At 69.5% G+C, this 25,780-nt stretch carries 30 protein-coding genes, 2 tRNA genes and 1 pseudogene; 17 read left to right on the top strand and 16 right to left on the bottom strand.

What is annotated here, in order from left to right; translation table 11 throughout:
* Positions 1–99: 99 nt before the first annotated feature.
* The gene (gene crp / locus HMPREF0591_RS01565; protein ID WP_007166630.1) at positions 100–774 is read left to right on the top strand and encodes a cAMP-activated global transcriptional regulator CRP; all 675 of its coding nucleotides are present in this window, start codon (positions 100–102) and stop codon (positions 772–774) included.
* Positions 775–842: 68 nt separating this feature from the next.
* Here crp and HMPREF0591_RS01570 read toward each other — a convergent pair whose 3' ends face one another.
* The 3 genes from HMPREF0591_RS01570 to sp36 are packed head-to-tail and all read right to left on the bottom strand — an operon-like array spanning position 843 to position 2,260.
* Positions 843–1,637 (bottom strand): MBL fold metallo-hydrolase, encoded by a 795-nt coding sequence (locus tag HMPREF0591_RS01570; RefSeq protein ID WP_007166631.1) that lies wholly within the window; start codon positions 1,635–1,637, stop codon positions 843–845.
* A complete protein-coding gene (locus tag HMPREF0591_RS01575; RefSeq protein WP_007166632.1) occupies positions 1,634–2,098 on the bottom strand; it encodes a RidA family protein in 465 nt (154 codons plus the stop codon). Before HMPREF0591_RS01575 ends, HMPREF0591_RS01570 begins: the two co-directional genes overlap by 4 nt.
* Positions 2,099–2,260, bottom strand: a complete 162-nt coding sequence (gene sp36, locus HMPREF0591_RS31880; RefSeq protein WP_007166633.1) for a Sp36 family protein — start codon at positions 2,258–2,260, stop codon at positions 2,099–2,101.
* A 78-nt stretch (positions 2,261–2,338) separates the two neighbouring features.
* Between sp36 and bagA the strand changes: the two genes are divergently transcribed.
* Together bagA and bagB are read left to right on the top strand one after the other, a co-directional pair.
* Positions 2,339–3,361: an ATPase BagA gene (gene bagA / locus HMPREF0591_RS01580; protein WP_007166634.1), complete on the top strand. Its 1,023-nt coding sequence runs from the start codon at positions 2,339–2,341 to the stop codon at positions 3,359–3,361.
* A complete protein-coding gene (gene bagB, locus HMPREF0591_RS01585; protein WP_007166635.1) occupies positions 3,358–4,527 on the top strand; it encodes an ATPase BagB in 1,170 nt (389 codons plus the stop codon). The genes bagA and bagB overlap by 4 nt, the downstream gene beginning before the upstream one ends.
* 21 nt (positions 4,528–4,548) lie before the next feature.
* On the opposite strand, the gene HMPREF0591_RS01590 is transcribed toward bagB, so the two are convergent.
* Positions 4,549–4,899 carry a WhiB family transcriptional regulator gene (locus HMPREF0591_RS01590; RefSeq protein WP_007166636.1) on the bottom strand — a complete coding sequence of 117 codons (351 nt, stop codon included), beginning with the start codon at positions 4,897–4,899 and terminating at the stop codon, positions 4,549–4,551.
* 350 nt (positions 4,900–5,249) lie between these two features.
* Between HMPREF0591_RS01590 and ponA2 the strand changes: the two genes are divergently transcribed.
* The 5 genes from ponA2 (at position 5,250) to HMPREF0591_RS01615 (ending at position 10,664) form a co-directional block, all read left to right on the top strand.
* Positions 5,250–7,679: a transglycosylase/D,D-transpeptidase PonA2 gene (gene ponA2, locus HMPREF0591_RS01595; RefSeq protein ID WP_007166637.1), complete on the top strand. Its 2,430-nt coding sequence runs from the start codon at positions 5,250–5,252 to the stop codon at positions 7,677–7,679.
* Between the two features lie 85 nt (positions 7,680–7,764).
* Positions 7,765–8,763 (top strand): metallophosphoesterase, encoded by a 999-nt coding sequence (locus HMPREF0591_RS01600; protein WP_083801921.1) that lies wholly within the window; start codon positions 7,765–7,767, stop codon positions 8,761–8,763.
* Entirely contained in the window at positions 8,760–9,875 is a 1,116-nt protein-coding gene (gene cds1, locus HMPREF0591_RS01605) for an L-cysteine desulfhydrase Cds1 (protein ID WP_007166639.1), read from the top strand. The genes HMPREF0591_RS01600 and cds1 overlap by 4 nt, the downstream gene beginning before the upstream one ends.
* 61 nt (positions 9,876–9,936) lie before the next feature.
* Positions 9,937–10,010, top strand: a tRNA-Pro gene (locus HMPREF0591_RS01610).
* A gap of 168 nt (positions 10,011–10,178) precedes the next feature.
* Complete coding sequence (locus HMPREF0591_RS01615; protein ID WP_007166640.1) at positions 10,179–10,664, top strand: hypothetical protein; 486 nt, start codon at positions 10,179–10,181, stop codon at positions 10,662–10,664.
* A 30-nt stretch (positions 10,665–10,694) separates the two neighbouring features.
* Here the strand turns inward: HMPREF0591_RS01615 and HMPREF0591_RS01620 are convergent, their stop codons facing one another.
* The 3 genes from HMPREF0591_RS01620 to HMPREF0591_RS01630 all read right to left on the bottom strand — a co-directional run bounded on the left by HMPREF0591_RS01620 (position 10,695) and on the right by HMPREF0591_RS01630 (position 11,846).
* The gene (locus HMPREF0591_RS01620; RefSeq protein WP_007166641.1) at positions 10,695–10,997 is read right to left on the bottom strand and encodes a DUF4193 domain-containing protein; all 303 of its coding nucleotides are present in this window, start codon (positions 10,995–10,997) and stop codon (positions 10,695–10,697) included.
* A gap of 75 nt (positions 10,998–11,072) precedes the next feature.
* The gene (locus HMPREF0591_RS33380) at positions 11,073–11,363 is read right to left on the bottom strand and encodes a hypothetical protein (RefSeq protein WP_007166642.1); all 291 of its coding nucleotides are present in this window, start codon (positions 11,361–11,363) and stop codon (positions 11,073–11,075) included.
* An 84-nt stretch (positions 11,364–11,447) separates the two neighbouring features.
* Positions 11,448–11,846: an MraY family glycosyltransferase gene (locus HMPREF0591_RS01630; RefSeq protein WP_007166643.1), complete on the bottom strand. Its 399-nt coding sequence runs from the start codon at positions 11,844–11,846 to the stop codon at positions 11,448–11,450.
* A 119-nt stretch (positions 11,847–11,965) separates the two neighbouring features.
* On the opposite strand from HMPREF0591_RS01630, the gene HMPREF0591_RS01635 reads away from it, so the two are divergent.
* Positions 11,966–12,658: an HAD family hydrolase gene (locus tag HMPREF0591_RS01635; protein ID WP_007166644.1), complete on the top strand. Its 693-nt coding sequence runs from the start codon at positions 11,966–11,968 to the stop codon at positions 12,656–12,658.
* Here HMPREF0591_RS01635 and HMPREF0591_RS01640 read toward each other — a convergent pair.
* Positions 12,626–13,126, bottom strand: coding sequence for a DUF6328 family protein (locus tag HMPREF0591_RS01640; protein WP_040621650.1), 501 nt, complete (start codon positions 13,124–13,126; stop codon positions 12,626–12,628). The genes HMPREF0591_RS01635 and HMPREF0591_RS01640 overlap by 33 nt on opposite strands.
* Positions 13,127–13,314: 188 nt before the next feature.
* Positions 13,315–13,683 carry an STAS domain-containing protein gene (locus tag HMPREF0591_RS01645; RefSeq protein WP_007166646.1) on the bottom strand — a complete coding sequence of 123 codons (369 nt, stop codon included), beginning with the start codon at positions 13,681–13,683 and terminating at the stop codon, positions 13,315–13,317.
* Between the two features lie 162 nt (positions 13,684–13,845).
* On the opposite strand from HMPREF0591_RS01645, the gene HMPREF0591_RS01650 reads away from it, so the two are divergent.
* The 6 genes from HMPREF0591_RS01650 to HMPREF0591_RS01675 are packed head-to-tail and all read left to right on the top strand — an operon-like array spanning position 13,846 to position 19,457.
* The gene (locus tag HMPREF0591_RS01650) at positions 13,846–14,748 is read left to right on the top strand and encodes an STAS domain-containing protein (RefSeq protein WP_007166647.1); all 903 of its coding nucleotides are present in this window, start codon (positions 13,846–13,848) and stop codon (positions 14,746–14,748) included.
* Positions 14,749–14,769: 21 nt separating this feature from the next.
* A complete protein-coding gene (locus HMPREF0591_RS01655) occupies positions 14,770–15,159 on the top strand; it encodes an STAS domain-containing protein (RefSeq protein ID WP_007166648.1) in 390 nt (129 codons plus the stop codon).
* Entirely contained in the window at positions 15,149–15,559 is a 411-nt protein-coding gene (locus HMPREF0591_RS01660) for an anti-sigma regulatory factor (RefSeq protein ID WP_007166649.1), read from the top strand. Before HMPREF0591_RS01655 ends, HMPREF0591_RS01660 begins: the two co-directional genes overlap by 11 nt.
* The gene (locus HMPREF0591_RS01665) at positions 15,552–16,178 is read left to right on the top strand and encodes a SpoIIE family protein phosphatase (protein WP_007166650.1); all 627 of its coding nucleotides are present in this window, start codon (positions 15,552–15,554) and stop codon (positions 16,176–16,178) included. Before HMPREF0591_RS01660 ends, HMPREF0591_RS01665 begins: the two co-directional genes overlap by 8 nt.
* A complete protein-coding gene (locus tag HMPREF0591_RS01670) occupies positions 16,175–18,394 on the top strand; it encodes a SpoIIE family protein phosphatase (RefSeq protein WP_007166651.1) in 2,220 nt (739 codons plus the stop codon). Before HMPREF0591_RS01665 ends, HMPREF0591_RS01670 begins: the two co-directional genes overlap by 4 nt.
* 43 nt (positions 18,395–18,437) lie before the next feature.
* Entirely contained in the window at positions 18,438–19,457 is a 1,020-nt protein-coding gene (locus HMPREF0591_RS01675; protein ID WP_040621653.1) for an iron-containing redox enzyme family protein, read from the top strand.
* Here the strand turns inward: HMPREF0591_RS01675 and HMPREF0591_RS32065 are convergent.
* From HMPREF0591_RS32065 to selD, 7 genes are all read right to left on the bottom strand, one after another.
* Positions 19,405–19,653, bottom strand: coding sequence for a CDGSH iron-sulfur domain-containing protein (locus HMPREF0591_RS32065; RefSeq protein WP_007166653.1), 249 nt, complete (start codon positions 19,651–19,653; stop codon positions 19,405–19,407). The two genes, HMPREF0591_RS01675 and HMPREF0591_RS32065, sit on opposite strands and share 53 nt — an antisense overlap.
* The gene (locus HMPREF0591_RS01680) at positions 19,650–20,339 is read right to left on the bottom strand and encodes a HemK2/MTQ2 family protein methyltransferase (RefSeq protein ID WP_007166654.1); all 690 of its coding nucleotides are present in this window, start codon (positions 20,337–20,339) and stop codon (positions 19,650–19,652) included. The genes HMPREF0591_RS32065 and HMPREF0591_RS01680 overlap by 4 nt, the downstream gene beginning before the upstream one ends.
* A gap of 99 nt (positions 20,340–20,438) precedes the next feature.
* Entirely contained in the window at positions 20,439–20,993 is a 555-nt protein-coding gene (locus HMPREF0591_RS01685; protein WP_007166655.1) for a type 1 glutamine amidotransferase domain-containing protein, read from the bottom strand.
* Positions 20,994–21,019: 26 nt separating this feature from the next.
* Positions 21,020–22,192 carry a zinc-dependent alcohol dehydrogenase gene (locus HMPREF0591_RS01690; RefSeq protein ID WP_007166656.1) on the bottom strand — a complete coding sequence of 391 codons (1,173 nt, stop codon included), beginning with the start codon at positions 22,190–22,192 and terminating at the stop codon, positions 21,020–21,022.
* Positions 22,189–23,118, bottom strand: a complete 930-nt coding sequence (locus tag HMPREF0591_RS01695; RefSeq protein WP_007166657.1) for an SRPBCC family protein — start codon at positions 23,116–23,118, stop codon at positions 22,189–22,191. The genes HMPREF0591_RS01690 and HMPREF0591_RS01695 overlap by 4 nt, the downstream gene beginning before the upstream one ends.
* A 177-nt stretch (positions 23,119–23,295) precedes the next feature.
* Positions 23,296–24,282 carry an LLM class F420-dependent oxidoreductase gene (locus HMPREF0591_RS01700; protein ID WP_007166658.1) on the bottom strand — a complete coding sequence of 329 codons (987 nt, stop codon included), beginning with the start codon at positions 24,280–24,282 and terminating at the stop codon, positions 23,296–23,298.
* A gap of 60 nt (positions 24,283–24,342) precedes the next feature.
* Complete coding sequence (gene selD / locus HMPREF0591_RS01705) at positions 24,343–25,335, bottom strand: selenide, water dikinase SelD (RefSeq protein WP_007166659.1); 993 nt, start codon at positions 25,333–25,335, stop codon at positions 24,343–24,345.
* Between the two features lie 27 nt (positions 25,336–25,362).
* Between selD and HMPREF0591_RS01710 the strand changes: the two genes are divergently transcribed.
* Positions 25,363–25,457 (top strand) — tRNA-Sec (locus HMPREF0591_RS01710).
* Between the two features lie 18 nt (positions 25,458–25,475).
* A pseudogene (locus tag HMPREF0591_RS01715) lies at positions 25,476–25,780 on the top strand (L-selenocysteinyl-tRNA(Sec) synthase); the annotation flags it as partial.

A 25,780-nucleotide genomic window follows, 5' to 3' on the forward strand; every position in this document is an offset into this window, starting at 1 on the left:
CGTTGCACGTTGGACAAAATGTCCTACCGCTAGACTCATCACGCGAGCACGGTATTAACCTGCCCGTATCACCATTCATTGGAAATCTGAAGAGGCAATGTGGACGAGATCCTGGCAAGGGCAGGAATCTTCCAAGGGGTTGAGCCCAGCGCGGTAGCCGCGCTGACCAAGCAACTGCAACCCGTCGACTTTCCCCGTGGCCACACGGTCTTCGCCGAAGGCGAGCCGGGCGACCGGCTGTACATCATCGTCTCGGGGAAGGTGAAGATCGGCCGTCGTTCGCCCGATGGCCGGGAGAACCTGCTGACGATCATGGGCCCGTCGGACATGTTCGGCGAGTTGTCTATTTTCGACCCGGGCCCACGGACTTCCAGCGCGACCACCATCACCGAGGTGCGCGCGGTGTCGATGGACCGCGACGCGCTGCGGGCGTGGATCGCCGACCGCCCCGAAATCGCCGAGCAGCTGTTGCGGGTGCTGGCCCGACGGCTGCGCCGCACCAACAACAACCTGGCCGACCTCATCTTCACCGACGTGCCGGGCCGGGTGGCCAAGCAGCTGCTGCAACTCGCCCAGCGTTTCGGCACCCAGGAGGGCGGCGCGATGCGCGTCACCCACGACCTGACGCAGGAGGAGATCGCCCAGCTGGTGGGCGCCTCCCGGGAAACCGTGAACAAGGCGCTCGCCGATTTCGCCCACCGCGGCTGGATCCGGCTGGAGGGCAAGAGCGTGCTGATTTCGGATTCCGAAAGGCTGGCCCGCCGAGCGCGCTAAGCGCGGGGAGAAAATTGCGTCGAGCCTGTAATTTCGCAGGCCGTTACTCGCACTTCTCCTGCGGATTTTCAGCCTCGCTGCAAATAGTCCAGCTGCGCCTGAACGGACCATTCGGCCGCGTCCCAGAGTTTCTCGTCGACGTCTAGATAGACGTGTTCGACGACCTGGCGCGCGGTGGCGTCGTCCCCGATGTCGCGCAACGCCGCACGCACCTGCTCGAGCCGTTCGTGCCGGTGCATCAGGTAGCCCGACGCGACGGCCTGCAGGTTCGGCAGGTCCGGCCCGTGACCGGGCAGCACCGTGCGCGCGCCCAGGCCGCGCAGCCGCCGCAACGATTCCAGGTAGGCGGCCAGGCTGCCGTCTTCCTTGTCGATGACGGTGGTGCCGCGGCCCAGCACGCTGTCCGCGGTGAGCACGGCGTCTTCCAGCACGAACGACAACGAGTCGGCGGTGTGGCCGGGCGTGGCCATCACCTTGATCTTCAGGCCGGCCGCGTCGATCACCTCGCCGTCGGTGAGGTGGCCGCCGAGGCCGCGCAGGAACCCGCTGCCCGCCGATCGCACCGTGGCGCCCGTCCGCTCGACGAGCTTGTCGATGCCGTCGGTGTGGTCGCCGTGCCGGTGACTGATCAACACCAGCGTGACGCGGCCCAGCCCGGCGACCCGGGCGATGTGCTCGGCGTCGTCGGGCCCGGGGTCCACCACCACCAGCTCGTCGCTGCCCCGGCCGCGCAGCACCCAGGTGTTGGTGCCCTCCAGCGTCAGCAATCCGGGGTTGTCGGCCAGCAGCACCGAGGCCGTGTCGGTGACCGCCCGCAGCCTGCCGTAGGCGGGATGGCTCGGCGACTCGGGTGCCTCGGTCACGGTCGTGAGCCGACCTCCACGATCAGCTCCACTTCCACCGGCGCGTCCAGCGGCAACTCGGACACCCCGACGGCCGACCGCGCGTGCGCGCCGTCGTCGCCGAACACCTCGGCGAGCAGCTCGGAAGCCCCGTTGATGACGCTGGGCTGGCCGTTGAAGCCGGGAGCGGATGCGACGAAGCCGACCACCTTGACCACGCGGGTCACCGCGTCGATGCCCACCAGCGAATCGACGGCCGCCAGGGCGTTGAGCGCGCAGATCCGCGCCATCGCCTTGCCCTCTTCGGGGCCGAGCTGGGCCCCCACCTTGCCGGTCACCGCCAGCTGGCCCGCCTGCATCGGCAGCTGGCCCGCGGTGTAGACCAGGTTGCCCGTCCGCACCGCGGGCACATAGGCGGCGAGCGGCGCCACCACCTCGGGAAGCGTGACACCGAGTTGCGCGAGCCGGGCCGACGCCGTCATCTACTTGGGGCGCTTCAGATACGCGACGTGTTGCTCGCCGGTGGGCCCGGGCAACACGGACACCAGCTCCCAGCCGTCGGCACCCCACTGGTCGAGAATCTGTTTGGTGGCGTGCGTCAGCAGCGGGACCGTGACGTATTCCCATGCGGTCGGTTGGCTCATGGCGCGAGCTTATCGGTCGGACGTGAACGGCTTCTGGCCTGCCCGGGGGCCGCGCGCCGGTCGGGCTAGCATGCGAAGGTGGCAAACACATCGAGCGGCAGTGGCGCCGTCGGCTGGCCGGCGCGGCTGTCGAAAGCCCGCCTGCACTTCGTCACCGGGAAGGGCGGCACGGGCAAGTCGACCATTGCGGCCGCGCTGGCACTGACCCTGGCCGCCGGCGGCCGCAAGGTGCTGCTGGTGGAAGTCGAAGGGCGGCAAGGCATTGCGCAGCTCTTCGACGTCCCGCCGCTGCCCTACCAGGAGGTCAAGATCGCGACCGCCGAACGCGGCGGTCAGGTCAACGCGCTGGCGATCGACATCGAGGCCGCGTTCCTGGAGTACCTGGACATGTTCTACAACCTCGGCATCGCCGGGCGGGCGATGCGCCGCATCGGCGCGATCGAGTTCGCGACGACGATCGCGCCGGGCCTGCGCGACGTGCTGCTCACCGGGAAGATCAAGGAATCGGTGGTGCGCCTGAACAAGGGGGCCAAGAACCCCGTCTACGACGCGGTGGTCGTCGACGCGCCACCGACCGGGCGGATCGCCCGCTTCCTGGACGTCACCAAGGCCGTGTCGGACCTGGCCAAGGGCGGGCCGGTGCACGGGCAGGCCGAAGGGGTGGTGAAGTTGTTGCACTCCGAGCAGACCGCCATCCACCTGGTCACCCTGCTGGAGGCGCTACCGGTGCAGGAGACGCTGGAAGCCATCGAGGAGCTCGCCGAGATGGAGCTGCCGATCGGCAGCGTGATCGTCAATCGCAACATCGCCTCGCATCTGCAGCCCGCCGACCTGGCGAAGGCCGCCGAGGGGCACGTGGACGCGGACTCGGTGCGGGCGGGGCTGGAGATGGCGGGGATCAAGCTGAACGACGCCGACTTCGCCGGGCTGCTGACCGAGACCATCGAGCACGCGACCGTCATCGCCGCACGCGCCGAGATCGCCCAGCAACTGGACGCGTTGCGGGTGCCGCGGCTCGAGCTGCCGGCGATCTCCGACGGCGTCGACCTCGGAAGCCTCTACGAGCTTTCGGAATCGCTTGCCCAGCAGGGGGTTCGATGAGTACCACACCGAGCAGGCTCGACATGGCCGCGATCCTGGCCGACACCAGCAACCGGGTGGTGGTGTGCTGCGGCGCCGGCGGGGTGGGCAAGACCACCACCGCGGCGGCGATGGCGTTGCGCGCGGCCGAATACGGCCGCAACGTCTGCGTTTTGACGATCGACCCGGCCAAGCGGCTGGCCCAGGCGCTGGGGGTCAACGACCTCGGCAACACCCCGCAGCGGGTGCCCCTGGCGCCCGAGGTCCGCGGCGAGTTGCACGCGATGATGCTCGACATGCGCCGCACGTTCGACGAGATGGTGCTCCAGTACTCCGGAAACGGTCGCGCGCAAGCGATTCTGGACAACCAGTTCTATCAGACGGTCGCCAGCTCGCTGGCTGGCACGCAGGAGTACATGGCGATGGAGAAGCTCGGCCAGCTGCTGGCCGAGGACCGGTGGGACCTGGTGGTGGTCGACACCCCGCCGTCGCGCAACGCGCTGGACTTCCTGGACGCGCCCAAGCGCCTGGGCAGTTTCATGGACAGCAGGTTGTGGCGGCTGCTGCTCGCGCCCGGCCGGGGTATCGGCCGATTGGTCACCGGCGCAATGGGTTTGGCGATGAAGGCGATGTCCACCGTGCTCGGCTCGCAGATGTTGAGCGACGCGGCGGCTTTCGTGCAGTCGCTGGACGCCACCTTCGGCGGCTTCCGGGAGAAGGCGGATCGCACCTACGCGCTGCTGAAAAGGCGCGGTACGCAATTCGTCGTGGTGTCGGCCGCCGAACCCGACGCGCTGCGCGAGGCGTCCTTCTTCGTCGACCGGCTGTCTCAGGAGGACATGCCGCTGGCTGGCCTGGTCTTGAATCGCACCCACCCGACGCTGTGTTCGCTGCCCGCCGAGCGGGCGATCGACGGGACCGAGACGCTGGCGGCCGAGCCCGATTCCGAGGCGGCGTCGCTGGCAGCGGCCGTGCTCACGATTCACGCCGAGCGCGCGCAGACCGCCAAGCGGGAAATCAGGTTGCTGTCGCGGTTTACCGGGGCCAACCCGCACGTGTCCGTCATCGGGGTGCCGTCGTTGCCGTTCGACGTCTCGGACCTCGAAGCGCTGCGGGCGCTCGCCGATCAGATCGCTCCGGCCGGCGACGACGCGCCCCGGGCCGCGGCCCGGGGGCCCCTGCGCTAGGGGCCCCGGCGAACCGCTGGGTCAGCCGACGCTGCGGGTTCTCCTCTTGTCGAAGAAGTCCGCCCAGGACACCACTTCGGGGTGCTGCTTGAGCAGCGCCCGGCGCTGACGCTCGGTCATGCCGCCCCAGACGCCGAACTCAACCTTGTGGTCCAGTGCGTCCGCGCCGCACTCCTGCATGACCGGGCAGTGCCGGCAGATGACGGCGGCTTTGCGTTGGGCGGCCCCCCGAACGAAAAGCTCGTCCGGGTCCGTGGTCCGGCACAGTGCTTTGGAAACCCAGGCGATCCGTTCCTCGGCATCAACGCTGCGGAGTACCCCTTGTGCGGCCGCAATGTTTGTCCTACGCGCCGCAGGCCGTGTTCCTGACACGAACTGTTCCCTTCCCTACCGGCCGCCCTCGCGGCCGCCCTCCTGGGGTGCAGATCCACACCTGCGATCTACGCCACACTGTGTACATCGGTGTTACCTGAATCTCACCGTGTGTCTAAGTTAGGTGGTCAGCTGCCAATTGCGCAACAGTCCGATAACGCTTTTTTTGGGACGGGCGTGCCGTCTCGTCTCAGAACGGTAAGGGAAGTAGTGATCTAGCACACGTGCGGGGGCACTGCCCGCTGACGCACGCGCAAATTTTATCCCGCCCACCGCGCCCGAGCGCAAGCCCAAAAAGTCGGTGAACGCGCAGCGTGGCGGCGTGACGGGCGGCCGCTACTGTAGTAGCCATGTCAGACCGCCCCCCGGCTTCCCTCACGATCCTCAAGCTTGCGGGATATTGCTTGCTGGCCGGTGTCGTCGCCACGGCGCTGATGTTTCCGTTCGCGGGCGGACTGGGGCTGATGTCCAACCGGGCCTCCGAAGTCGTCGCCAACGGCTCGGCCCAGCTCCTCGAGGGCGAGGTGCCCGCCGTCTCGACGATGGTCGACGCGAAGGGCAACACCATCGCCTGGCTGTACTCGCAGCGCCGGTTCGAGGTGCCCAGCGACAAGATCGCCAACACGATGAAGCTGGCGATCGTCTCCATCGAGGACAAGCGGTTCGCCGACCACAACGGGGTGGACTGGAAGGGCACGCTGACCGGCCTGGCCGGCTATGCGCGCGGCGACGTGGACACCCGCGGCGGTTCCACCATCGAGCAGCAGTACATCAAGAACTATCAGTTGCTGGTGACGGCGAAGACGGACGCCGAGAAGCGCGCCGCCGTGGAGACCACCCCGGCGCGCAAGCTGCGCGAGATCCGGATGGCGCTCACCCTCGACAAGACCTTTACCAAGCCCGAGATCCTGACGCGCTACCTGAACCTGGTCTCCTTCGGCAACGGTTCGTTCGGGGTGCAGGACGCGGCGCAGACGTACTTCGGCATCAACGCCTCTGACCTGAACTGGCAGCAGGCGGCGCTGCTGGCGGGCATGGTCCAGTCGACCAGCGCGCTCAACCCCTACACCAACCCCGAGGGCGCGCTGGCACGGCGAAACCTGGTGCTGGACACCATGATCGAGAACATTCCGCAGGAAGCCGACGCGCTGCGCGCGGCCAAGGCCACCCCGCTGGGCGTGCTGCCGCAGCCGAACGAGCTGCCGCGCGGCTGCATCGCGGCGGGCGACCGCGCGTTCTTCTGCGACTACGTCCAGGAGTACCTGTCGCGCGCGGGCATCAGCAAGGAACAGGTGGCCCGCGGCGGCTACCTGATCCGCACCACGCTCGACCCGGACGTGCAGGTCCCGGTCAAGTCGGCCATCGACCAGTTCGCCAGCCCGACCCTGCCGGGCATCTCCAGCGTGATGAGCGTGATCCAGCCCGGCAAGACGTCGCACAAGGTGATGGCGATGGCCAGCAACCGGACCTACGGCCTGAACCTCGACGCCGGGGAAACCATGCGGCCGCAGCCCTTCTCGCTGGTCGGCGACGGCGCGGGTTCGGTCTTCAAGATCTTCACCACGGCGGCGGCGCTGGACATGGGGATGGGCATCAACGCCACGCTGGAGGTTCCGGGGCGCTTCCAGGCCAAGGGCATGGGCAGCGGCGGGGCCAAGGGCTGCCCCAAGGACACCTGGTGCGTGGTCAACGCCGGCAACTACCGCGGCTCGATGAACGTGACCGAGGCGCTGGCCACCTCGCCCAACACCGCGTTCGCCAAGCTGATTCAGCAGGTCGGGGTGACGCGCACGGTGGACATGGCGATCAAGCTGGGCCTGCGGTCCTACGCCGAGCCCGGGACCGCGCGGGACTACAACCCCGACAGCAACGAGAGCCTGGCCGACTTCGTCAAACGGCAGAACATCGGCTCGTTCACGCTGGGCCCCATCGAGGTGAACGCGCTGGAGCTGTCCAACGTCGCGGCCACGCTGGCCTCCGGCGGCACCTGGTGCCCGCCGAACCCGGTCGACAAGCTGATCGACCGGCACGGCAACGAGGTGGCCGTGACTACCGAGACGTGCGATCAGGTGGTGCCCGAAGGGCTGGCGAACACCCTGGCCAACGCGATGAGCAAGGACGCGGTGGGCGGCGGAACGGCGGCCGGTTCGGCCAGCGCCGCGGGCTGGACGCTGCCGGTGTCGGGCAAGACGGGCACCACCGAGGCGCACCGCTCGTCGGGCTTCGTGGGGTTCACCAGTCACTACGCGGCGGCCAACTACATCTACGACGACTCGACGACGCCGACGGACCTGTGCTCGTCGCCGCTGCGCCATTGCAGCGACGGCAATCTGTACGGCGGTAACGAGCCGGCGCGCACCTGGTTCACGGCGATGAAGCCGATCGCCACCAGCTTCGGGCCGGTGCAGTTGCCGCCGACCGATCCCCGCTACGTCGACGGGTCGCCCGGGTCGCGGGTGCCCAGCGTCGCCGGCCTCGACATCGAGGCCGCGCGCACCCGGCTCAAGGAGGCGGGCTTCCAGGTCGCCGACCAGAGCAACTTCGTCAACAGTAGCGCCAAGCAGGGCGAGGTGGTCGGAACCACGCCGAGCGGCGCGACCATTCCGGGCTCGATCATCACCATCCAGGTCAGCAACGGCATCCCGCCGGCGCCGCCGCCACCGCCGGAGGGCGCGCCACCGCCGGTGGGGTCGCAGGTGGTGGAGATCCCGGGGCTGCCCCCGATCACCATCCCGCTGCTGGCGCCGCCGCCACCCCCGCCGGGGCAACCGCCCCCGTAGCCGCAACCTTGGACGCCGCCGCGCAAGCTTTACGTTGCCAAAGCGCAACCGGCAGTAGGCTGCCAGCATGGCTGATGCAAGCTCCATGGCCCCCCTTCTTCGCGCTCCGCTGCGCGGACCGCGTCGCCGCGGGGCGCTGCCCACGCTGATTCGCGCCGGCGCCGCCGCGCTCGGTTCGGCCGCCGCCGCCGTCGGTTATGCCGCCGTCGTCGAGCGCAACGCCTTCGTCCTGCGCGAGATCACCATGCCGGTCTTGACGCCGGGCTCCACGCCGCTGCGGGTGCTGCACATCAGCGACCTGCACATGCTGCCCGGCCAGCGGCGCAAACAGGCGTGGCTGCGCGAGCTGAGCAACTGGGAACCCGACCTGGTGGTCAACACCGGCGACAACCTGGCCCACCCCAAGGCGGTGCCCGCGGTGGTGCAGGCCCTCGGGGATCTGCTGTCGCGCCCGGGCGTCTTCGTGTTCGGCAGCAACGACTACTTCGGGCCGCGCCTGAAGAACCCGCTGAACTACGTGCTCAACCCGTCGCACCGGGTCCGCGGCGAGCCGCTGCCCTGGCAGGATCTGCGGGCCGCCTTCACCGAGCGCGGCTGGCTCGACCTCACCCACACGCGGCGCGAGTTCGAGGTGACCGGCCTGCACGTCGCCGCCGCCGGGGTCGACGACCCGCACATCGACCGGGACCGCTACGAGACCATCGCGGGCCCGGCCAGCCCGGCCGCCAATCTGCGCCTCGGGCTGACCCATTCGCCCGAGCCGCGGGTGCTGGACCGCTTCGCCGCCGACGGCTACCAGCTGGTGATGGCCGGCCACACCCACGGCGGGCAGGTCTGCCTGCCGGTCTACGGCGCCCTGGTGACCAACTGCGGACTGGACCGCTCCCGCGCCAAGGGGCCGTCCCGGTGGGGTGCCCACCTGCAGCTGCACGTCTCCGCCGGGATCGGCACCTCGCCGTTCGCGCCGGTGCGGTTCTGCTGCCGGCCCGAGGCCACCCTGCTGACGTTGATCGCCACCCCGATGGGCGGTCGCGATTCGGCCAGCGACCTGAGCCGTTCGCAGCCGACAGTTTCGGTGCGTTGACCGAGCGGACCCGCATCGCGGTCCGCAGCCGCGCGCGGTGCTGGACGGACGACGCGGTCCGGCTGATCCAGGCCGACGCCCGCCGCAGCGCGGACACGCACCTGCTGCGCTACCCCCTGCCGGAGGCGTGGGCTGGAAACGGCTCAGACGTCGACGTGGCGCTGTACCTCAAGGACGAGACCACACACATCACCGGCAGCCTCAAGCACCGGCTGGCGCGCTCGTTGTTTCTGTATGCGCTCTGCAACGGGTGGATCAACGAGGGCACCACGGTGGTCGAGGCCTCGTCGGGGTCGACGGCGGTGTCGGAGGCCTACTTCGCGGCCCTGCTGGGCCTGCCGTTCGTCGCGGTGATGCCGGCGTCGACGAGCTCGTCCAAGGTGGCGCTGATCGAAGCCCAGGGCGGCCGTTGCCATTTCGTGCAGAACTCGGCCGAGGTGTACGCCGAGGCCGAACGCGTCGCCCGCGACACCGGCGGGCACTACCTGGACCAGTTCACCAACGCCGAACGCGCCACCGACTGGCGGGGGAACAACAACATCGCCGAGTCGATCTTCGAGCAGATGGGCGAGGAGACCCACCCCATTCCGGCGTGGATCGTGGTCGGCGCGGGCACCGGCGGCACCAGCGCGACGATCGGCCGCTACATCCGCTACCGGCGGCACGCGACCCGGTTGTGCGTCGTCGACCCGGAGAACTCCGCGTTCTTCCCCGCCTACGCCGAGGACCGCTACGACATCGTCATGTCCACCTCGTCCCGGATCGAGGGCATCGGCCGGCCGCGGGTCGAACCGTCGTTCCTGCCCGGCGTGGTCGACCGCATGGTGGCGGTGCCCGACGCGGCCTCCATCGCCGCCGCCCGCCACGTCAGCGCCGTCCTGGGACGCCGGGTGGGGCCCTCGACGGGCACCAACCTGTGGGGCGCCTTCGGCCTGCTCGCCGAGATGGTCGCCGAGGGGCGCGGCGGTTCGGTGGTCACGCTGCTCGCCGACAGCGGCGAGCGCTACCTGGACACCTTCTTCGACGACGAGTGGGTCCGCGCGCAGGGTCTCGACACCAGCGGCCCCGCCGCGGAGCTGGTGGAGTTCGAGCGCTCCTGTCTGTGGCAGTGACCGGCCACCCCGCGGTTTGGCCAGCCGACGGGCCGGTGCGATAGGCTGTCGGAGCTTCAAGCGGGGTGTGGCGCAGCTTGGTAGCGCGCTTCGTTCGGGACGAAGAGGCCGTGGGTTCAAATCCCGCCACCCCGACCCGGTTGTGTTAGCTGGCATGGCGGCCGGCCGCAGAGCTTGACACTGCGGCGCCGCGGCTTTGCCATTAAGCTTTTCCCGCATGGCGTGGTGAGCCCGTCGTCCGGGCAGGGGAAGCCGCGCGGGGTTGGCCGGACGGCGACAAAATTTGCTGGTCGCCCGGCGGCGGTGCCGTGCCGCCACCCCACCCTGGCCGAGATCGCCCAGCGGCAGCAGGAGATTCGCGCGTGGGAAGCCCTGAACGTCGGGGGCTACCGGTTTGCCAAGCCCGGCGCCGTCATCGGCTTTCTGGTCTGCGGGTCGCTGGTGGTGCTCGTGGTGACGCCCATCCCGCCGAACTGGCCCTGGGACATCCCCACGATGATTTTGGCCGTCTTCACCGCGGTGGCGACGGTGACCTGCTGCCTGTTGTGGTTCGACAATCCGCACCCCCCGGCCCGCCCCGAGCCGCTGGCGATCGTGCCGTTCTCCCGCGCGGAAAATCTCCGCCTGATGGCGGACCAGGCCGCGGAGCCCTACCGGGCCGTCTGCCTCTGCCCCGGTTGCGGCGACAACTCCGCCCACCTGATCCGCGGAGCCACCCGGGACGAACCGGGCTGGGCCATGGTCATCCGGCGTTGCGCGGTGTGCGAACGCGAATGGGCGCAGGCCTGAATGGGCCTGTGCCCCAGCGGTTCAGCGGCGCTACGCGCAGTCGGCGCAGATGGACACGCCCGCGTTCGAGCTGCGCAACCGGCTGCGGTGCTGCACCAAAAAGCAGCTGGAGCAGGTGAACTCGTCGGACTGCTGAGGAATCACCGTCACCGACAACTCTTCACCGGACAGGTCGGCGCCGGGCAGCTCGAAGAAGTGCACGTCGTTGGGATCCTCGTCGACCACGGCGGTGGCGGGTCCCTGCAACGTCGGTGCTAGCTCGCGAATCGCCGATTTGTCCGGGGCTTCGGTGTCGGAGACCCGGCGTGCGTCATAGTCGCTTGCGGTCGGCATGGCGGTTCCTTCCTGCTGATGAGCCGGGCTGACGCACTTTCCTGTACCCACCCGTTGGCGCAGGCAGTACCCCGTTCAGGCGCGGGTTACACCGGTGGGTCCGAAAAAGTTCGGCCGCCGCGGCTCGAGGCGCCGCAGCCGCTTGACGGCGGACGGGTAATGGGCCAGCGCCAGCCCCAGCCACGGCGCGATGACGGACACGAGCAGCGCCGCGATCGCGACACCTTCGTGCCCCAGCAGCAGCTCGACCAAACCGATCGCCAGGCTGACCGCCCAGACCCCAACGGCGACGAGTCCGAGTACCGGAAACTCCGGCGCGTGCTCGGCTGGGTAGTTTGCTGCTCGCAACGAAACTGGCGCGACCATGATCCGCTTTTACCCGGTCAGCGGCGCTTTCAAACGTCCCTGTGGGCACCCGACCGCCGGCCGGTGTTCGTTAGCTCACAGCGCTCAGCTGGTCGGCGGCGGGGCGGGCTCGTCGGAATTGGCGGCGTGCCAGGCAAGTTCGGTCTCGCGCACCCGACGGTGCGTCCGCACCAACCAGACCGCGCTTGCGGCGCCCAGCACCGCGGCCAGCACCACGGCCGTCCAGCCCGCCGCCGCGTGACCCGTCGCCAACGCGAACAAGCCCACGGTCAGGGCAACCACCGCGACGGCCGAACCGGCCAGGCCGGGCGCGTTCGCGCCGTAGGTGACGGTTTCGCCCGCGTGCCGACGGGCGGTCCGTTGGTGATCGACCGGGTCAGGTTTGCGGAAATCCAACGTCACTCCTCGCGAGAAGTATTGTCTGCCGGGGTGATTCGCGCGGTTGGCGGCCTGCCGGTCGGGACGCCGCACCAACAGGGCCATCCCGCTACTAGAGAACCGCAACCGTCTCGCGGACCACCACGGCGGTTACCCGCCGCCTTCGAACCCAAACGAGACGATGCCCCGGTGTCAGCCGGGCCCGGCGTGGGTATGCCGCGCAGATGAAACCCGCCGTCCTGTTCGACGTCGACGGAAGCCTGGTCGACTCCAACTATCTGCACGTCTACACGTGGCTGCGCGCCTTCGACGCCGAGGGGCTGCCCGTGACCGCCTGGCAGATCCACCGCTGCATCGGCATGGACGGCTCCACGCTGGTGCGCACCCTCTCCGGTGACGCCCCGGACGAGGTCCAGGAGCGCCTGAGCGACGGGCACAGCCGCTACTACCGGGAGAGCACCTCGCTGCTCGCGCCGTTGCCCGGGGCCCGCGCGCTCCTGCGCCGCGTGGCCGAGCTCGGCCTGCAGGTGGTGCTGGCCACCTCCGCGCCCGACGACGAGCTGGAGATCCTGCGCAAGGTCCTCGACTGCGACGACGTCATCTCCGCAATGACCTCGTCGCGCGACGTCGACACCGCCAAGCCCGAGCCCGGCATCGTGCAGGTCGCGCTGGACCGCGCCGGGGTCGACGCCGACCACGCCGTGTTCGTCGGGGACGCCGTCTGGGACGCCCATGCCGCGTCCGGAGCCGGATTGGCGTGCATCGGGCTGCTCAGCGGCGGCATCGCGCGCGAGGAGCTGCAGGCGGCGGGCGCGTCACCGATATTCGCCGATCCGCAAGACCTGCTCGACCATCTCGACGAGACCAGTATCGCCGAGCTCGCGCTACATGCCGCGGGTCCGCAGCAGCAGCGGTAGCAGCGACCAGAAGAGCAGGAACAGCACCACCGCGCACGTACCCGCGACCAGGCCCGGGCGGTTGCCGGCCACGGCGGCGAACACGATGATGGTGACCCCGGTCAGCGCCATGCCCAGCAGCGCCAGCCCGGCATACGCGCAGCGGTGCGCGGCGGACACCAGCACCTTGAGGCGGTGGCGCCGGAAGAGCAGGCGATGCATGGCGACCGGGGCGATCAGCAGCACCGTTGCGCCGACCGAACATGCCACCGTCGCGAGATACAGGCTGCGCATCGACGGGGCGAGGATGTCGAAACGCTGCTGGAACGGCAGCGTCAACAGGAATCCGGTGAGCAGCTGCACGCCCGTCTGGACCACGCGCAGCTCCTGCAGCAGGCTGTTCCAATTGCGGTCCAGCCGTTGCAGTTCGGTTTCCCCACGCTCGCGGCTGTTCCACCGCTGGTCGTCTTGGGGATTGTCGACATCCATGGCCGTGATCATCGCACCCGCCGCGTGCGCCGGCGCCGTTTCGCCGGCCGGGCCGCGACAGTGACTACCGGCTTGTGCGATACGCAGTGAATTCCGGGCCCGGCGATGGGGAATCCATGTCCGCGCGGCGACGCCGGCAATTCGGCCAAACACGTTGGCGCCCAAGGGGCATTGCGCCGCGCGACGGGCTAGCGGCTGACGTTGTCGTCCCGCACCGCGGTCAGCGCGTCGTCCAGCGTCGGGTACAGCGGGAAGGTCTTGTCCAGCCCGGTCAGGTGGATCGGCCGCCGAGTCGCCGGACCCCGCGCGACCACCGCGAACCCCGTCGCGTTGCCCAGCTTCTCATACGTCGCCGCCAAGATCTTCAGCCCCACCGAACCCAGAAACTCCACCGCGGACAGGTCGATCACCAGTGCCGCCGGATTGTCCGCAACCACCGCGCCGATGGCCTGCTCGAGCGCCGGCGCCGTGACCAAATCGATTTCGCCGCTGACGCTGACCACGGACACCCCATCATGGTCCTCGACCAACGTGGTAATCGAATCGGGAGCTGACAATGGCGGTCCTTTGTCCTGGGCTTTAAGTGTGGTGCAAGCCTAGCCTGCGTTGCGAACTGCGAGAAGAATATGCCCTCAACACCTGCCCCGCGACAACCCACGCTAGTCTCGCAAAATCGAGCCTGCACGGGGCGGGGCCCGGACCGGCAGTCGGGAGGCCAGATGTCACATTCGCCGGCGGAGTTCAGCGGCGCGGGTGCCACCGCGCAGGCGATCAGCATCTCCAGCGAGGGCCTGCTACCACAGCTCGTCCAGCATCTTCGGCAGAACCGGACCGTCCTGCGCGAGGAATGGGCGCGCAGGATCACCGAGGCCGAACTGCTCACCGCGATGACACCGGAAGAACTGTTCTCCGAGGCGACGGCCGTCTACGACAACTACGTGGAGGTGCTCGAGACCGGCAGCGTCGAGGCACTGCAGGCCTACGCGCGTGACCTGTCCGAACGCATCATTCCCCGCGGCGTGGAGACCGACGAGGTCGTGGGCATCGTGCTGCTGCTGCGCGACGTGCTGGCACGCTCGCTGTTCGAGAAGTACCAGACCGAGTTCGAGATGCTCAACCGGGTGCTGGACGCCTACGAACCGGCGGCCAACCGGATCGCCAACACCGTGGCCGTCAGCTTCGTGCAGGAACGCGAGCGCATCATCCGCCAGCAGCAGGAGGCGATCCGCGAGCTGTCGACGCCGGTCCTGCAGGTCCGCGAACAGCTGCTGATCCTGCCGATCATCGGCGTGCTGGACAGCCAGCGCGCCCGCCAGGTCACCGAGCAACTGTTGCGGGCCATCCGCGCCAACCGCGCGAAGGTGGTGGTCATCGACATCACCGGTGTGCCGACCATCGACTCCACGGTGGCCAACCACCTGGTGCAGACCGTCGACGCGTCCGGATTGATGGGCGCGAGCGTGATCATCACCGGCCTGTCGTCGGAGATCGCCCTGACGCTGGTGACGATCGGCCTGGACCTGTCGAAGATGAACGCCGTCGGCGACCTGCAGGGCGGCATCGAGGAGGCCGAGCGGCTGCTGGGCTACGAGGTCTCGCGCACCGGCGAGCAGACCGGCTAGACATCAGGAACGCGAGGCCCCATGCCGGTACCGATCCTCAAACAGGGTGCGATCCTGATCGCCTCGGTGCAGGCAGCCCTGAGCGACTCCGACGCCGAGCGGCTCCGCTACGACCTGATGGAGCGGGTCAGCCAGTTCCGCGCGCAGGGCATCATCGTCGACGTCACCGCCATCGACGTGATGGACTCCTTCGCGGCCCGATCGCTGCGGACGATCGCGCACATGACCCGGCTGCGCGGCGCGGACACCGTCATCGTCGGCCTGCAGCCGGAGGTGGCCTTCGCGATGGTCCAGCTGGGCCTGGCCTTCGACGACATGAACACGGCGCTGGACCTCGAGGAGGGCCTGGCCCTGCTGAATCGCCAACTGGGACAGCGTAAACCAACGATCGGGCGCGACGGTGGGGGCTGACATCGTCGTCGACATCGACCACCCCGACGACATCGTCGACGCCCGCAAGGCGGGACACCAACTCGCACTCGATCTGGGATTCTCCCTCACCGACGTCACCATGATCGCCACGGCGATCTCCGAGATCGCGCGCAACATCACCAGCTACGCCGGTCGCGGCGCCGTTCGGGTGTTCGTGGCCGACCGGGAAGGGCGCAAGGCCCTGGTGGTGCGCGCCGAGGACCAGGGACCCGGCATCGCCGACGTCGAGCGGGCGATGGAGGACGGCTATTCGACCGGCCGGGGGCTGGGGATGGGCCTGCCCGGTTCGCGCCGGCTGATGGACAGGTTGTTCGTCGAGTCGGAGCCCGGTCGGGGGACGGTCGTCGAAATGTGGAAATGGGTGCCGCCCCGTGCATGAGAACGGCCGCATCGGGCCGATCGAATGGGCACGGGCGGGTCGCCCGCTGCCCAGCGAGTACATCTCCGGCGACCGGGGCCTCGCGGTCGACGTCGACGGCGAGGCCGCGCTGTTCGGGGTGGTGGACGGCCTCGGCCACGGACCGGAGGCGGCAACCGCCGCGTTGCGCGCCATCGACGCCGTCACCCGCTCCGGCTCCGAACGGCTCGAAGTCCTCGTCCAGCTCTGCCACCGGGTGCTGGAGGGCACCCGGGGCGTCGCGATGACCCTGGCGCGGGTGGACTTCGCGGCCAACACCCTGACCTGGACGGGAGTCGGCAACGTCACGGCCGACCTGGTGGCCAAGTCCGCGACCGGCGTCCAGATCCGCTCCAGCGCGCGGCTGACCGCGGGCATCGTCGGCTACCGCATCCCGGAAGTCCTTCCGGCGCAGGTGGTTTCGATCCGCCCCGGGGACCTGCTGGTGATGAGCACCGACGGGATCGCCGGCGACTACCTCGACCACGTCGACTTCTCGGCCTCCGCCGTCGTGATAGCCGAAGAGCTGCTCGGCAAGGACGCCAAGGAAACCGACGACGCGATGGTGCTGACCGCCCGTCATCGGGGAGTCTCCGTATGAGCGACGACGACTTCCACGCCCAGTACGCCGCGGCGTTGCGCACCTACCTGCGGGCGCGTGACGAGGACAGCCTGGCCGTCGCGTACGAGCTCGGGCGGCGGGCCCTGCAAGAAGAGGTCAGCCTCCTCGCGATCATCGAGCGCCACGTCCAGCTGATCCTCGAAGTCGCCGAGGACGTCCAAATCGACGCGCCGATCGCGCTGGAGTTCCTGTTGCAGATGCTCGTCCCGCTCGACGTCGCCACCCGCGGATTCTTGGACGGCACCAGGCGCTACGCGCGCGAGCGGGCCCGCGCCGAGGGGCTGGCCGACCGCGACAAATTCCGCACCGCGCTGGTCAATTCGCTGCAGGAGGGGTTCTTCGTCGCCGATCACCGGGGCGCCGTGATCGAGATGAACAACGCGCTGATCGACATACTCGGCTATCCGGCCGAGGGCCTGCCCTACCGGTGGCCACATCCGTGGCTGGTCGACCAACAGGGCGCAAGGCAGCAGCAGGCCCTGGTCCAGAGCATCGGCACCACCGCGTATGAGACACCGATCCGGCACCACGACGGGCACCTGGTGTGGGTGACGGTGAGCATCAACGCCGTTCACGGAAGCGGCAGCGAACAAAGCGTCTTCGTGGGGACCATCCGCGACATCACCGCCGAACGGGCCTTCGCCGCGCGCGAGAGCGCCGTCCTGCGGTTGGCGACGGCGGTGGCGGTGGCCAAGAGCGTGGACGAGCTGCTGTCCATCACCCTCGCCGAATGCAGCACGGCCATCGACGTGCAACGGGTGGTCGCGATCTCCTGGCCGAACGGCGAGGGCGAACCGATCGTCCAGGTTGCGGGCGAGGCGTCTCAAACATCCTGGCGCGGGCTGGATCCGTGGTTGCGTCACACGTTCGAAGACGCGCGCCATCAGCTGCCGCTGACCGCCAGGACGGTCGAGCGGCCCGAGAAGCCCGGCAAGGCACAGGGTTTGGTGGCCGTGCTCTCCGGCGCGGGCGACCTGGCGTTGTGGCTCGAGCTGCGCACGCCGCGCTGGGTCAGCGCCGAGGACCGGCTCCTGGTCACCGTCCTCATCGGCCACCTCAGCCTGGCGATGCAGCATGTCCGCCAATTCGAGACCGCCCGCGAGACCGCGCTGACGTTGCAGCGCGCGCTGCTGCCGACGATGCAGCCCCCGCCCGGGTTCGTCGTGCGCTACGAGCCCGCGGTCCCGCCGCTGGAGATCGGCGGCGACTGGTATGACGTGCTGCCGATCGGCGATCACCGCATCGGCATCGTCGTCGGTGACTGCGTGGGTCGCGGGCTGCCGGCGGCCGCGGTCATGGGCCAGCTGCGCAGCTCGGCGCGCGCGCTGCTGATCAACGGTGCGGAGCCCGCGCTGTTGCTCGAGCAACTCGACTCGGCGGCGTCGCTCATCCCGAATGCCTACTGCACCACCGTCTTTCTGGCGGTCTTGGACACCGAATCCGGGGTCTTGCAGTACAGCAACGCCGGCCACATGCCCGCCGTGCTCGTCGGGCCCGAACCCGGCACGATCGCGATGCTGACCGACGCCGCGTCGGTCCCGCTCGCGGTCCGCCGCCCGCAACCGCGCCCGCAGAGCAGCCGCGTCTTGCCGCCGGGCTCCACCCTGATGCTGTTCACCGACGGGCTGGTGGAGCGCAAACACGAGTCCATCGACGACGGAATCGCCCGCGCCGCAGCGGTTCTGGTGAAGACGACGGCGCTGCCGCTGGATTCGGTCGCCGACGCGGTGCTGCGTGAGCTGGCTCCCCCGGCGGGGTATGACGACGACGTGGCGATGGTGGTCTACCGGCATCACCAATCCCCGCTCCGGATCGAAACCGAGGCCAGCGCGGAGCGGCTGGTCGGCATCCGGCATCGGCTGGCCGACTGGCTGCGCACCGCGGGCGTGCCGGACGAATCGGCCGCCGACATCGTGCTGGTCGTCAACGAGGCCTGCACGAACTGCGTCGAGCACGCCTACTCCGGACAGCGCCTGGGCACGATGGTGCTCGACGCCGAACTCGCCCAAGGGGAAATCCGGGCCCGGATCACCGATCAGGGCTCGTGGAAGACGCCGGCCGCCGACCCGGACAACGGCGGCCGCGGGTTGTTGCTGATGAGGGCGCTCAGCAGCGCAGTCGACCTCGACCCTGCGCCCACCGGCACGACCGCCGACATCACGTTTCGGCTGCCGGATGGGGCCCTACCGGCGTGACGCCACACCGTTTGTCGCCCCCGGATACCGGGTAGTCGAGGGCGTGACCCGCGCATCAATCACGACCGAACCCGCCCTGCCGGCGGCCCATGGGCCGCTGTCGACCGCCGTTCGTCGCGCTCTCATCGGGCCGCCGTCACACGACCACCTCACCAGGATCGGGGCTTCCGTTAGGGATTCGGATCCCTACGGACTGGATCTGCAGCTGGCGCTGTGCATGTGCTACGAGCTGCACTACCGCGGCTTCGCGGGCGTGGACCCCAGCTGGGAGTGGAATCCGGCGCTGCTGGCGCTGCGCGGCGAACTGGAACGCGTCTTTTTGGCGGGCGTGCGCCGCGACGTCGGGCCCATCGCCCCGGACCAGACGGCGGCCGCGGAAATGGACGCCATCGCGGCCGAGCCGGCCGACGGCACGGGCCCGTCGTACTACCTGCGCGACACCGGGACCTGGCAGCAGATGCGTGAATACTTCGTGCACCGGTCGGTGTATCACCTCAAGGAGGGCGACCCGCACGCGTGGGCGATCCCGCGGCTGATGGGCGTCGCCAAAGCGGCTTTCGTGGCAGTCGAATTCGACGAATACGGCGCCGGGCAGGGCCCGCGCCTGCACCAGCAGCTGTTCGCCGACCTGATGGCGGCCGCCAACCTCGACACCGGCTATCTGGCGTACGCGGAGGTCGTGACCGCCGAGGCGCTGGCGGCGGTCAACCTGATGTCGCTCTTCGGCCTGCACCGCGAGCTGCGCGGCGCGGCGATCGGGCACTTCGCGTCCACCGAGATCACCTCCCCGCCGGGATCCCGGCGGATGGTGCGGGCGCTGCAGCGGATGGGGGCGCCGGCGGCCTGCATCGAGTTCTACGCCGAGCATGTCGAGGCCGACGCGGTGCACGAGCACGTCGTGCGCATCGACGTGGTCGGCGACCTGGTCGCCCGCGAGCCGCAGCTCGATCGCGACGTGGTGTTCGGAATCCGCGCGCACGCCGCGGTCGAAAACCGGTTGGCGGACGCGATTATGGCGTCGTGGGAGCAGGATCGGACGTCGTTGCGGAGCGCGCTGGACTAGCGGCGCGACGCCCCAGGTTCCGGCACCTGCGGTGGCTGGTGTCGCACAGCGGATACTTCTCGCTGCGCCGGCAGGTGCAGATCGCCACCATGAACCGGTCGGACTCCACGACCTCCCCGTTGGGCATCTCGATGCGCACCGGGCCGGACACCAGCACCGGCCCGCCCGGGACCACCTGCACCCGGGTGGCGCTCACCGCTTGTCCGCCCGGATCACGATCAGCTCCTCTTCGCGGCGACCGCGGGGGATCAAGCCGACGCTTTCCAGCCAGCGCGCCCGCGCCGTCATCACCGGGCCGAACGGTATCCATTTCGAGGCAACGACTTTCGCGTCCATGCCGGCCCACTTCAACGAATCCAGCGACTGTTGGACGCCGGCGAGCGCCGAGTGCACGAGCAGCAGGGACCCGCCGTCGCACAGCAACTTCGGCGCCGCCTCACAGAGCGGATCCAGCAACATCCGGCCGTCGGGTCCGGCGTTCCACGCCCACGACGGCCCCGCGGCGGGGCTGATGTATTCCGTGTCACCGTCGGGCGGTGTCGGCACGTACGGCGGATTCGACACGACGACGTCGAAGGGCGCGCAGTCCAGGGCGTCGCTCCACGTCCCCCTCCGGACGTCGACGTCGACGCCGGCGGCGGCGGCGTTCCCGCGGGAGCAGCCCACCGCGTGCGGGCAGATGTCGAAGGCGGTCACGTCCGCGCCGCCCAATTCGGCGGCGGCGATCGCGACGAATCCGCTACCCGTACACAGGTCGAGAACGCGTCGTCCCGGAATGAGCGAGCTTTCCCGCATCACCTCCACCAGCAGGCAGGAATCGTCTTGCGGCCGATAAACGTTGGCGGCGGCCGAGACAGCGGGTCCTGGATATGTTGTGGTCAACTTTGGCCTTTCGACAGATCGCCGGGGCGATCACTGCATGGCCTGTGTAATGCCCGCAAACCGATGGCTTCAAACGGCGTGGGGAAAGGCCGTTCTCCGCTAACTCGCAGGCGCATGGGCGAATTGCTCGACAATGGCCGCGCAAAAGGCGGGAAGGTCCTTCGGTGAGCGGCTGGAGATCAGATTGCCGTCGACGACGACCTCCTCGTCCACCACATTGGCGCCCGCGTTGCGCAGATCGGTGCGGATCGACGGATACGAGGTGAGTGTCCGACCCTCCGCCACACCGGCTTCCACCAGCGTCCACGGGCCGTGACAGATCGCGGCGACCGGTTTTCCGGAGGTGACGAAGTCGCGCACGAAGGGGACCGCGGAATCATCCATCCGCAGTTTGTCCGGGTTCACGGTGCCGCCCGGAAGCACCAGCCCGTCGAATTCGGCCACCGCGACGTCCGACACCGCCCGGTCGACTTTGAAGGTGCCGGCCGGCTCGAGATCGTGGTTGCGGGCCTGGATTTCGCCGGCCTTGAGCGAAAGCAGCTCGACTTGTGCGCCCGCGTCGGTGAGCGCCGCCCGCGGTTGTTCGAGTTCCACCTTCTCCACGCCGTCGGCCGCCAGAATCGCGACTTTCTTGCCTTCCAATTCATTTGCCATGGCTATTTCCCTTCACCAATCCTCGGCTACGTCGGGTTCAGGATGACTTTGGTGCAGCGGTCCTCTTTGTTTTTGAAGATCTCGTACCCGTGCGCCGCCTGGTCGAGGGTGAGGTGGTGGCTGACGATGATGGTCGGGTCGATGTCGCCCTTGCGGATCCGCTCCAGCAGGGGGCGCATGTAGCGATGCACGTGACACTGCCCGGTCTTGATGGTCAGCGATCGGTTCATCACGGCGCCGATGGGGAACTTGTCCATCAGGCCGCCGTACACCCCGACGATCGACAGGGTGCCGCCGTTGCGGCAGCTCATCGCGGCCTCGCGAATCGCATGCGGCCGTTCGGTTTCCAGCCGGGCCGCCTGCTTGACGCGGTCGTAGGCGTCCACCGGTCTCGAGCCGCTGCGCGCTTCCATGCCGGCGGCGTCGATGCAATGGTCGGGGCCCCGCCCGGCGGTGATGTCGCGCAGCTCCTCGAGAACCGAAGTCTCGGCGAAGTTGACCGGTGTGGCGCCGATCTTCTCGGCCAGCTCTAGCCGGTACGGAACGCGGTCGACGGCAATGACTTTCGACGCCCCCAACAGATACGCGCTCATGATCGCGAACAGGCCCACGGGGCCGGCCCCCCACACCGCGACGACGTCACCCGGGGTGATGTCGCACATCTCGGCGCCCATGTAGCCGGTGGGCAGGATGTCGGACAGGAACAGCACCTGCTCGTCGGTCAGGTCGTCCTCGATCTTCAACGGTCCCACATCGGCGAACGGCACCCGCGCGTATTCGGCTTGGCCGCCGGCGAATCCGCCCAGCATGTGCGAGTAGCCGAACAGGCCGGCCGGCGAGTGGCCCATGAATTTCTCGGCGATGCCCGCGTTCGGGTTGGAGTTCTCGCACAACGAGTACAGGTCGCGCCGACAGGCGGAACATGCCCCGCACGCGATCGGAAACGGCACCACCACCCGGTCACCGACGGCCAGGTTGCCGACGGACTTGCCGACTTCCACCACCTCGCCCATGAACTCGTGCCCGAGCACGTCGCCGCGCTTCACGGTGGGGATGTAGCCGTCGTACAGGTGGAGGTCCGACCCGCAGATCGCCGTCGAGGTGATGCGCACGATCGCGTCACGGTCGTTGAGGATCTTGGGGTCCGGAACCGATTCGACCTGGACGCGGTTGCGGCCCGCCCAAACGGTGGCCTTCATGCGCTTGCTCCTTCGTTCGGTTGCGCGGGCTGCTGGTGCATCTGGCGGGCCGAGGCCGTCCCCTCGGGGGATCCGTCCGAGCGCAGCACCTGGCCGGTCTCGAGGATCTGCTTGAAGCGGCGGAGGTCGTCGTTGACCTGCTGGTCGGGGGATTCACCGAACAGGGTGGCCGCCGCCTTGCCGAACAGGCCGCCGGGGATGTGGTAGCCGATGCCGACGCGGACCTCGGTGCCGTCGCCGGTGGCGGTCGGTGTGAATTCGACGCTGCCGCCGTTCTCGATCGCCGAGCCGGGCAGCGATTGCCACGCGATCCGCCTGTTGGGTTCGTCCTCGGTGACCTGCGCGTCCCACCGCACCGACTGTCCCGCCGGGGCGTTGGCGACCCAGTGCGACTGCCCGTCGGCGGCGGGGGTGACCGACTTCAGGTGGTGCATGAAGCGGGGCAGATTCTCCAGGTCGCGCCAGAAGCGGTAGACCTCCTCGGGCGGGCGCCGCACGGTGACCGCGGCGCGCAGGGTCCGGTGCCGGGCCCCGTTGAGGTGCCGGCCGCCGCCGCCGACCGTGCGCAACGCGGTGTAGAGGTCCAGCCCCCCGATGCCGGTGAGCAGCACGGCCGAGATGACGCCCCGGCGCCGTCGGCCCGGGCCCCGGGCGGCCACCCCGGCCGCCAACAGCGCCACGTCCAAGACGTCGCCGGCCACCCGGGTCCACACCAGCCTGCCGGGGCCGGCCAACAGCGCCGCGCCGTGGCCGCATTCGCGGGCGCCCAGCGCGCGGATGACCCGGCGCGACCGGGCGGTGTCGTCGACACCGGCGAGCGCAGCAACCTTGTTGGGGGCCACCAACTCGCTCACCCCCAGCCCGAAGCTCGCGCCGCTGAGTGCCTTGACCAACGCGGACGTGGTGCTGGCGGATCGATCGCCCATCGTCAACTCTCCTTGCCTTACGGCGAACACATGTCGGGCAAAGTCGCTGGAAGACGGCCGCTTTGCTGGTTAACGGGTAATCGCGCTGCCAGCCGGTATCCGCGCGCCACACCGGCCCGCACGCGGGCGCGCACGATTGCAGCCGGATACCCGGGCGGTCACCGGTCAAACGTCGGATTAGTTTGCTGCCTTCCGCAGCGCGGCAAGCAAAGGCTCGGCGGCCTCGGACAGGAAGAGGTCCTGCGACTCCCCGCCCACCTGAACCAGCGCCACGTCGGTGAATCCGGCCTCCCAATAGGGCCGGACGGCCTCGACGAAAGCATCCAGGTCGGGCCCGCAGGGGATGGAACCGGCGACGTCCTCGGGGCGGACGAATTGGGTCGCGCCGGCGAAACCGGCCGGCGTCGGCAGGTCGGCGTTGACCTTCCAGCCGCCGGCGAACCAGCGGAACTGGTCGTGGGCGCGTTGGATGGCGACGTCGCGGTCCGGGTCCCAGCACACCGGGATCTGGCCGACGACGCGGCCGCCGCCGGCGAGGTTGGCGGCCTGCCGCGCGGCGTGCCAGGCGTCCACCAGCTCACCGTCGGGTTCCACCGCGACGAAATGGTCGGCCAGCCGGCCGAATTTCTCGATGGCCTTGGTGCCGCCCATCGCCACCGCGATGCCCACCGGAACCTCCGGCACGTCCCACAGGCGGGCGGAGTCCACCCGGAAGTAGTCGCCGGTGAAGTTCACCAGGTGGCCGCCGAACAGCTCGCGGATGATCTTGATCGCCTCGCGCAGCATGTCCTGCCGGCGCTCGACGGTCGGCCAGCCCTGGCCGATGATGTGCTCGTTCAGGTTCTCGCCGGTGCCCAGGCCCAGGGTGAACCGGCCGTCGGAGAGGATCTGCACGGTGGCGGCCTGCTGGGCGACGACGGCCGGGTGATAGCGCATGGTGGGGCACGTCACGTAGGTGTAGAGGTCCACCCGTTCGGTGGCGTGCGCCACCGCGCCCAGCACCGTCCAGGCGTTGGGCGCGTGCCCCTGCGACATCAGCCAGGGGGAGAAGTGGTCGCTGCAAACCTCGAAGTCAAAGCCCCGCTCTTCGGCTGAAATAGCCTGCCGCACAAGGTCTTTGGGTCCACTCTGCTCGGTCATGAGAGTGTAGCCAAAATTCGTCATACCGCCAGGATTACCCGATTCGTCACGGGCGTAACGCCCGCGGCGCAAACTGCCGGCCGGTCAGCGCACCACGATCGTGTGCTCGCCGCGCGGCACCAGCTCCCCGATGACGGGCGCACCCGGGATCTCGCCCGCGATCAGCAACCCGCCCGAGGTCTGCGCGTCGGCGAGCAATAGGGCGTCGTCCTCGCCGACCGCGGACACGTCGACGTGCGGGGCCACCCAGTCGAGGTTGCGCCGCGTGCCGCCGCTGACGTAGCCGGCCGCCAGCGCCTCCCGCGCACCCTCCAGGTAGGGCACCGCCGCGGCGTCGACGACCGCGGTCACGCCGCTGGCCCGCGCCAGCTTGTGCAGGTGACCGAGCAGCCCGAATCCGGTGACGTCCGTGGCACATTCGACACCGGCGGCCAGCGCCGCCGCGGCCGCGGCCGCATTCAGGGTGGTCATGGCCGCGATCGCCTGCTCGAAGCGCTCACCGGTGGCCTTGTGCCGGCTGTTGAGCACGCCGACACCCAGCGGCTTGGTCAGCGACAGCGGGGTGCCTGGCTTGCCGGAATCGTTGCGCAGCAACCGGTTCGGGTCCGCGATCCCGGTGACGGCCAGCCCGTACTTGGGCTCGGGGTCGTCGACGCTGTGCCCGCCGGCCAGGTGGCAGCCGGCCAGGGCGCAGACGTCCAGCCCGCCGCGCAGCGTCTCGGCCGCCAGCTCGAAGGGCAGCACGTCGCGCGGCCAGCCCAGCAGGTTCACCGCGACGACGGGACGCCCGCCCATCGCGTACACGTCGGACAGCGCGTTGGTGGCCGCGATGCGGCCCCAGTCGTAGGCGTCGTCGACCACCGGGGTGAAGAAGTCGGTCGTGGCGATCAGCGCGGTGCCATCGGCGATGCGCACCGCCGCCGCGTCGTCGCCGTGTTCCAGCCCGACCAGCAGCTCGCCGGCCGGGTCGCGCGGCGCGCCCGCCCCCAGCCCCCGAACCACCTCCTCCAGTTCGCCGGGCGGGATCTTGCACGCGCAGCCGCCGCCGTGGGCGTACTGGGTCAGTCGGTAGGTCACGGATACATAATTGTCGGCATGGTCCGAGGAGGCGTGTCCGGTCTGGTGACCGGCGCGGTCTTCAAAACCGTCGAACGGCAGACGCTGCCGCTGGCGGGTTCGATTCCCGTCCGCCTCCGCCATACTCCCCCGGCACCGGCATGAGCGACCCGCGCCGGCGGGTGCCGCGCACCGACACACTGCTCGCCGATCCTCGCCTGGTCGAAGCCCAGCGGGTGCTGGGCCGCGCGCTGGTGAAGTCCGTGGTCGCCGACGCCCAGCGGCGGGCGCGCGCCGGGGAGATCGAGCCGGAACGCGTCGCCGAGCACGCCGTCGCCGCGCTGCCCACCACCGCGTCCAGCCTGCGGCCGGTCCTCAACGCCACCGGCGTCGTGGTGCACACCAACCTGGGCCGGGCGCCGCTGTCGCGGGCCGCCGTCGACGCCGTGGTCGCCGCGGCCGGGAC

Source organism: Mycobacterium parascrofulaceum ATCC BAA-614, assembly GCF_000164135.1.
In the GTDB taxonomy this organism is placed as follows: Bacteria; Actinomycetota; Actinomycetes; order Mycobacteriales; family Mycobacteriaceae; genus Mycobacterium; species Mycobacterium parascrofulaceum.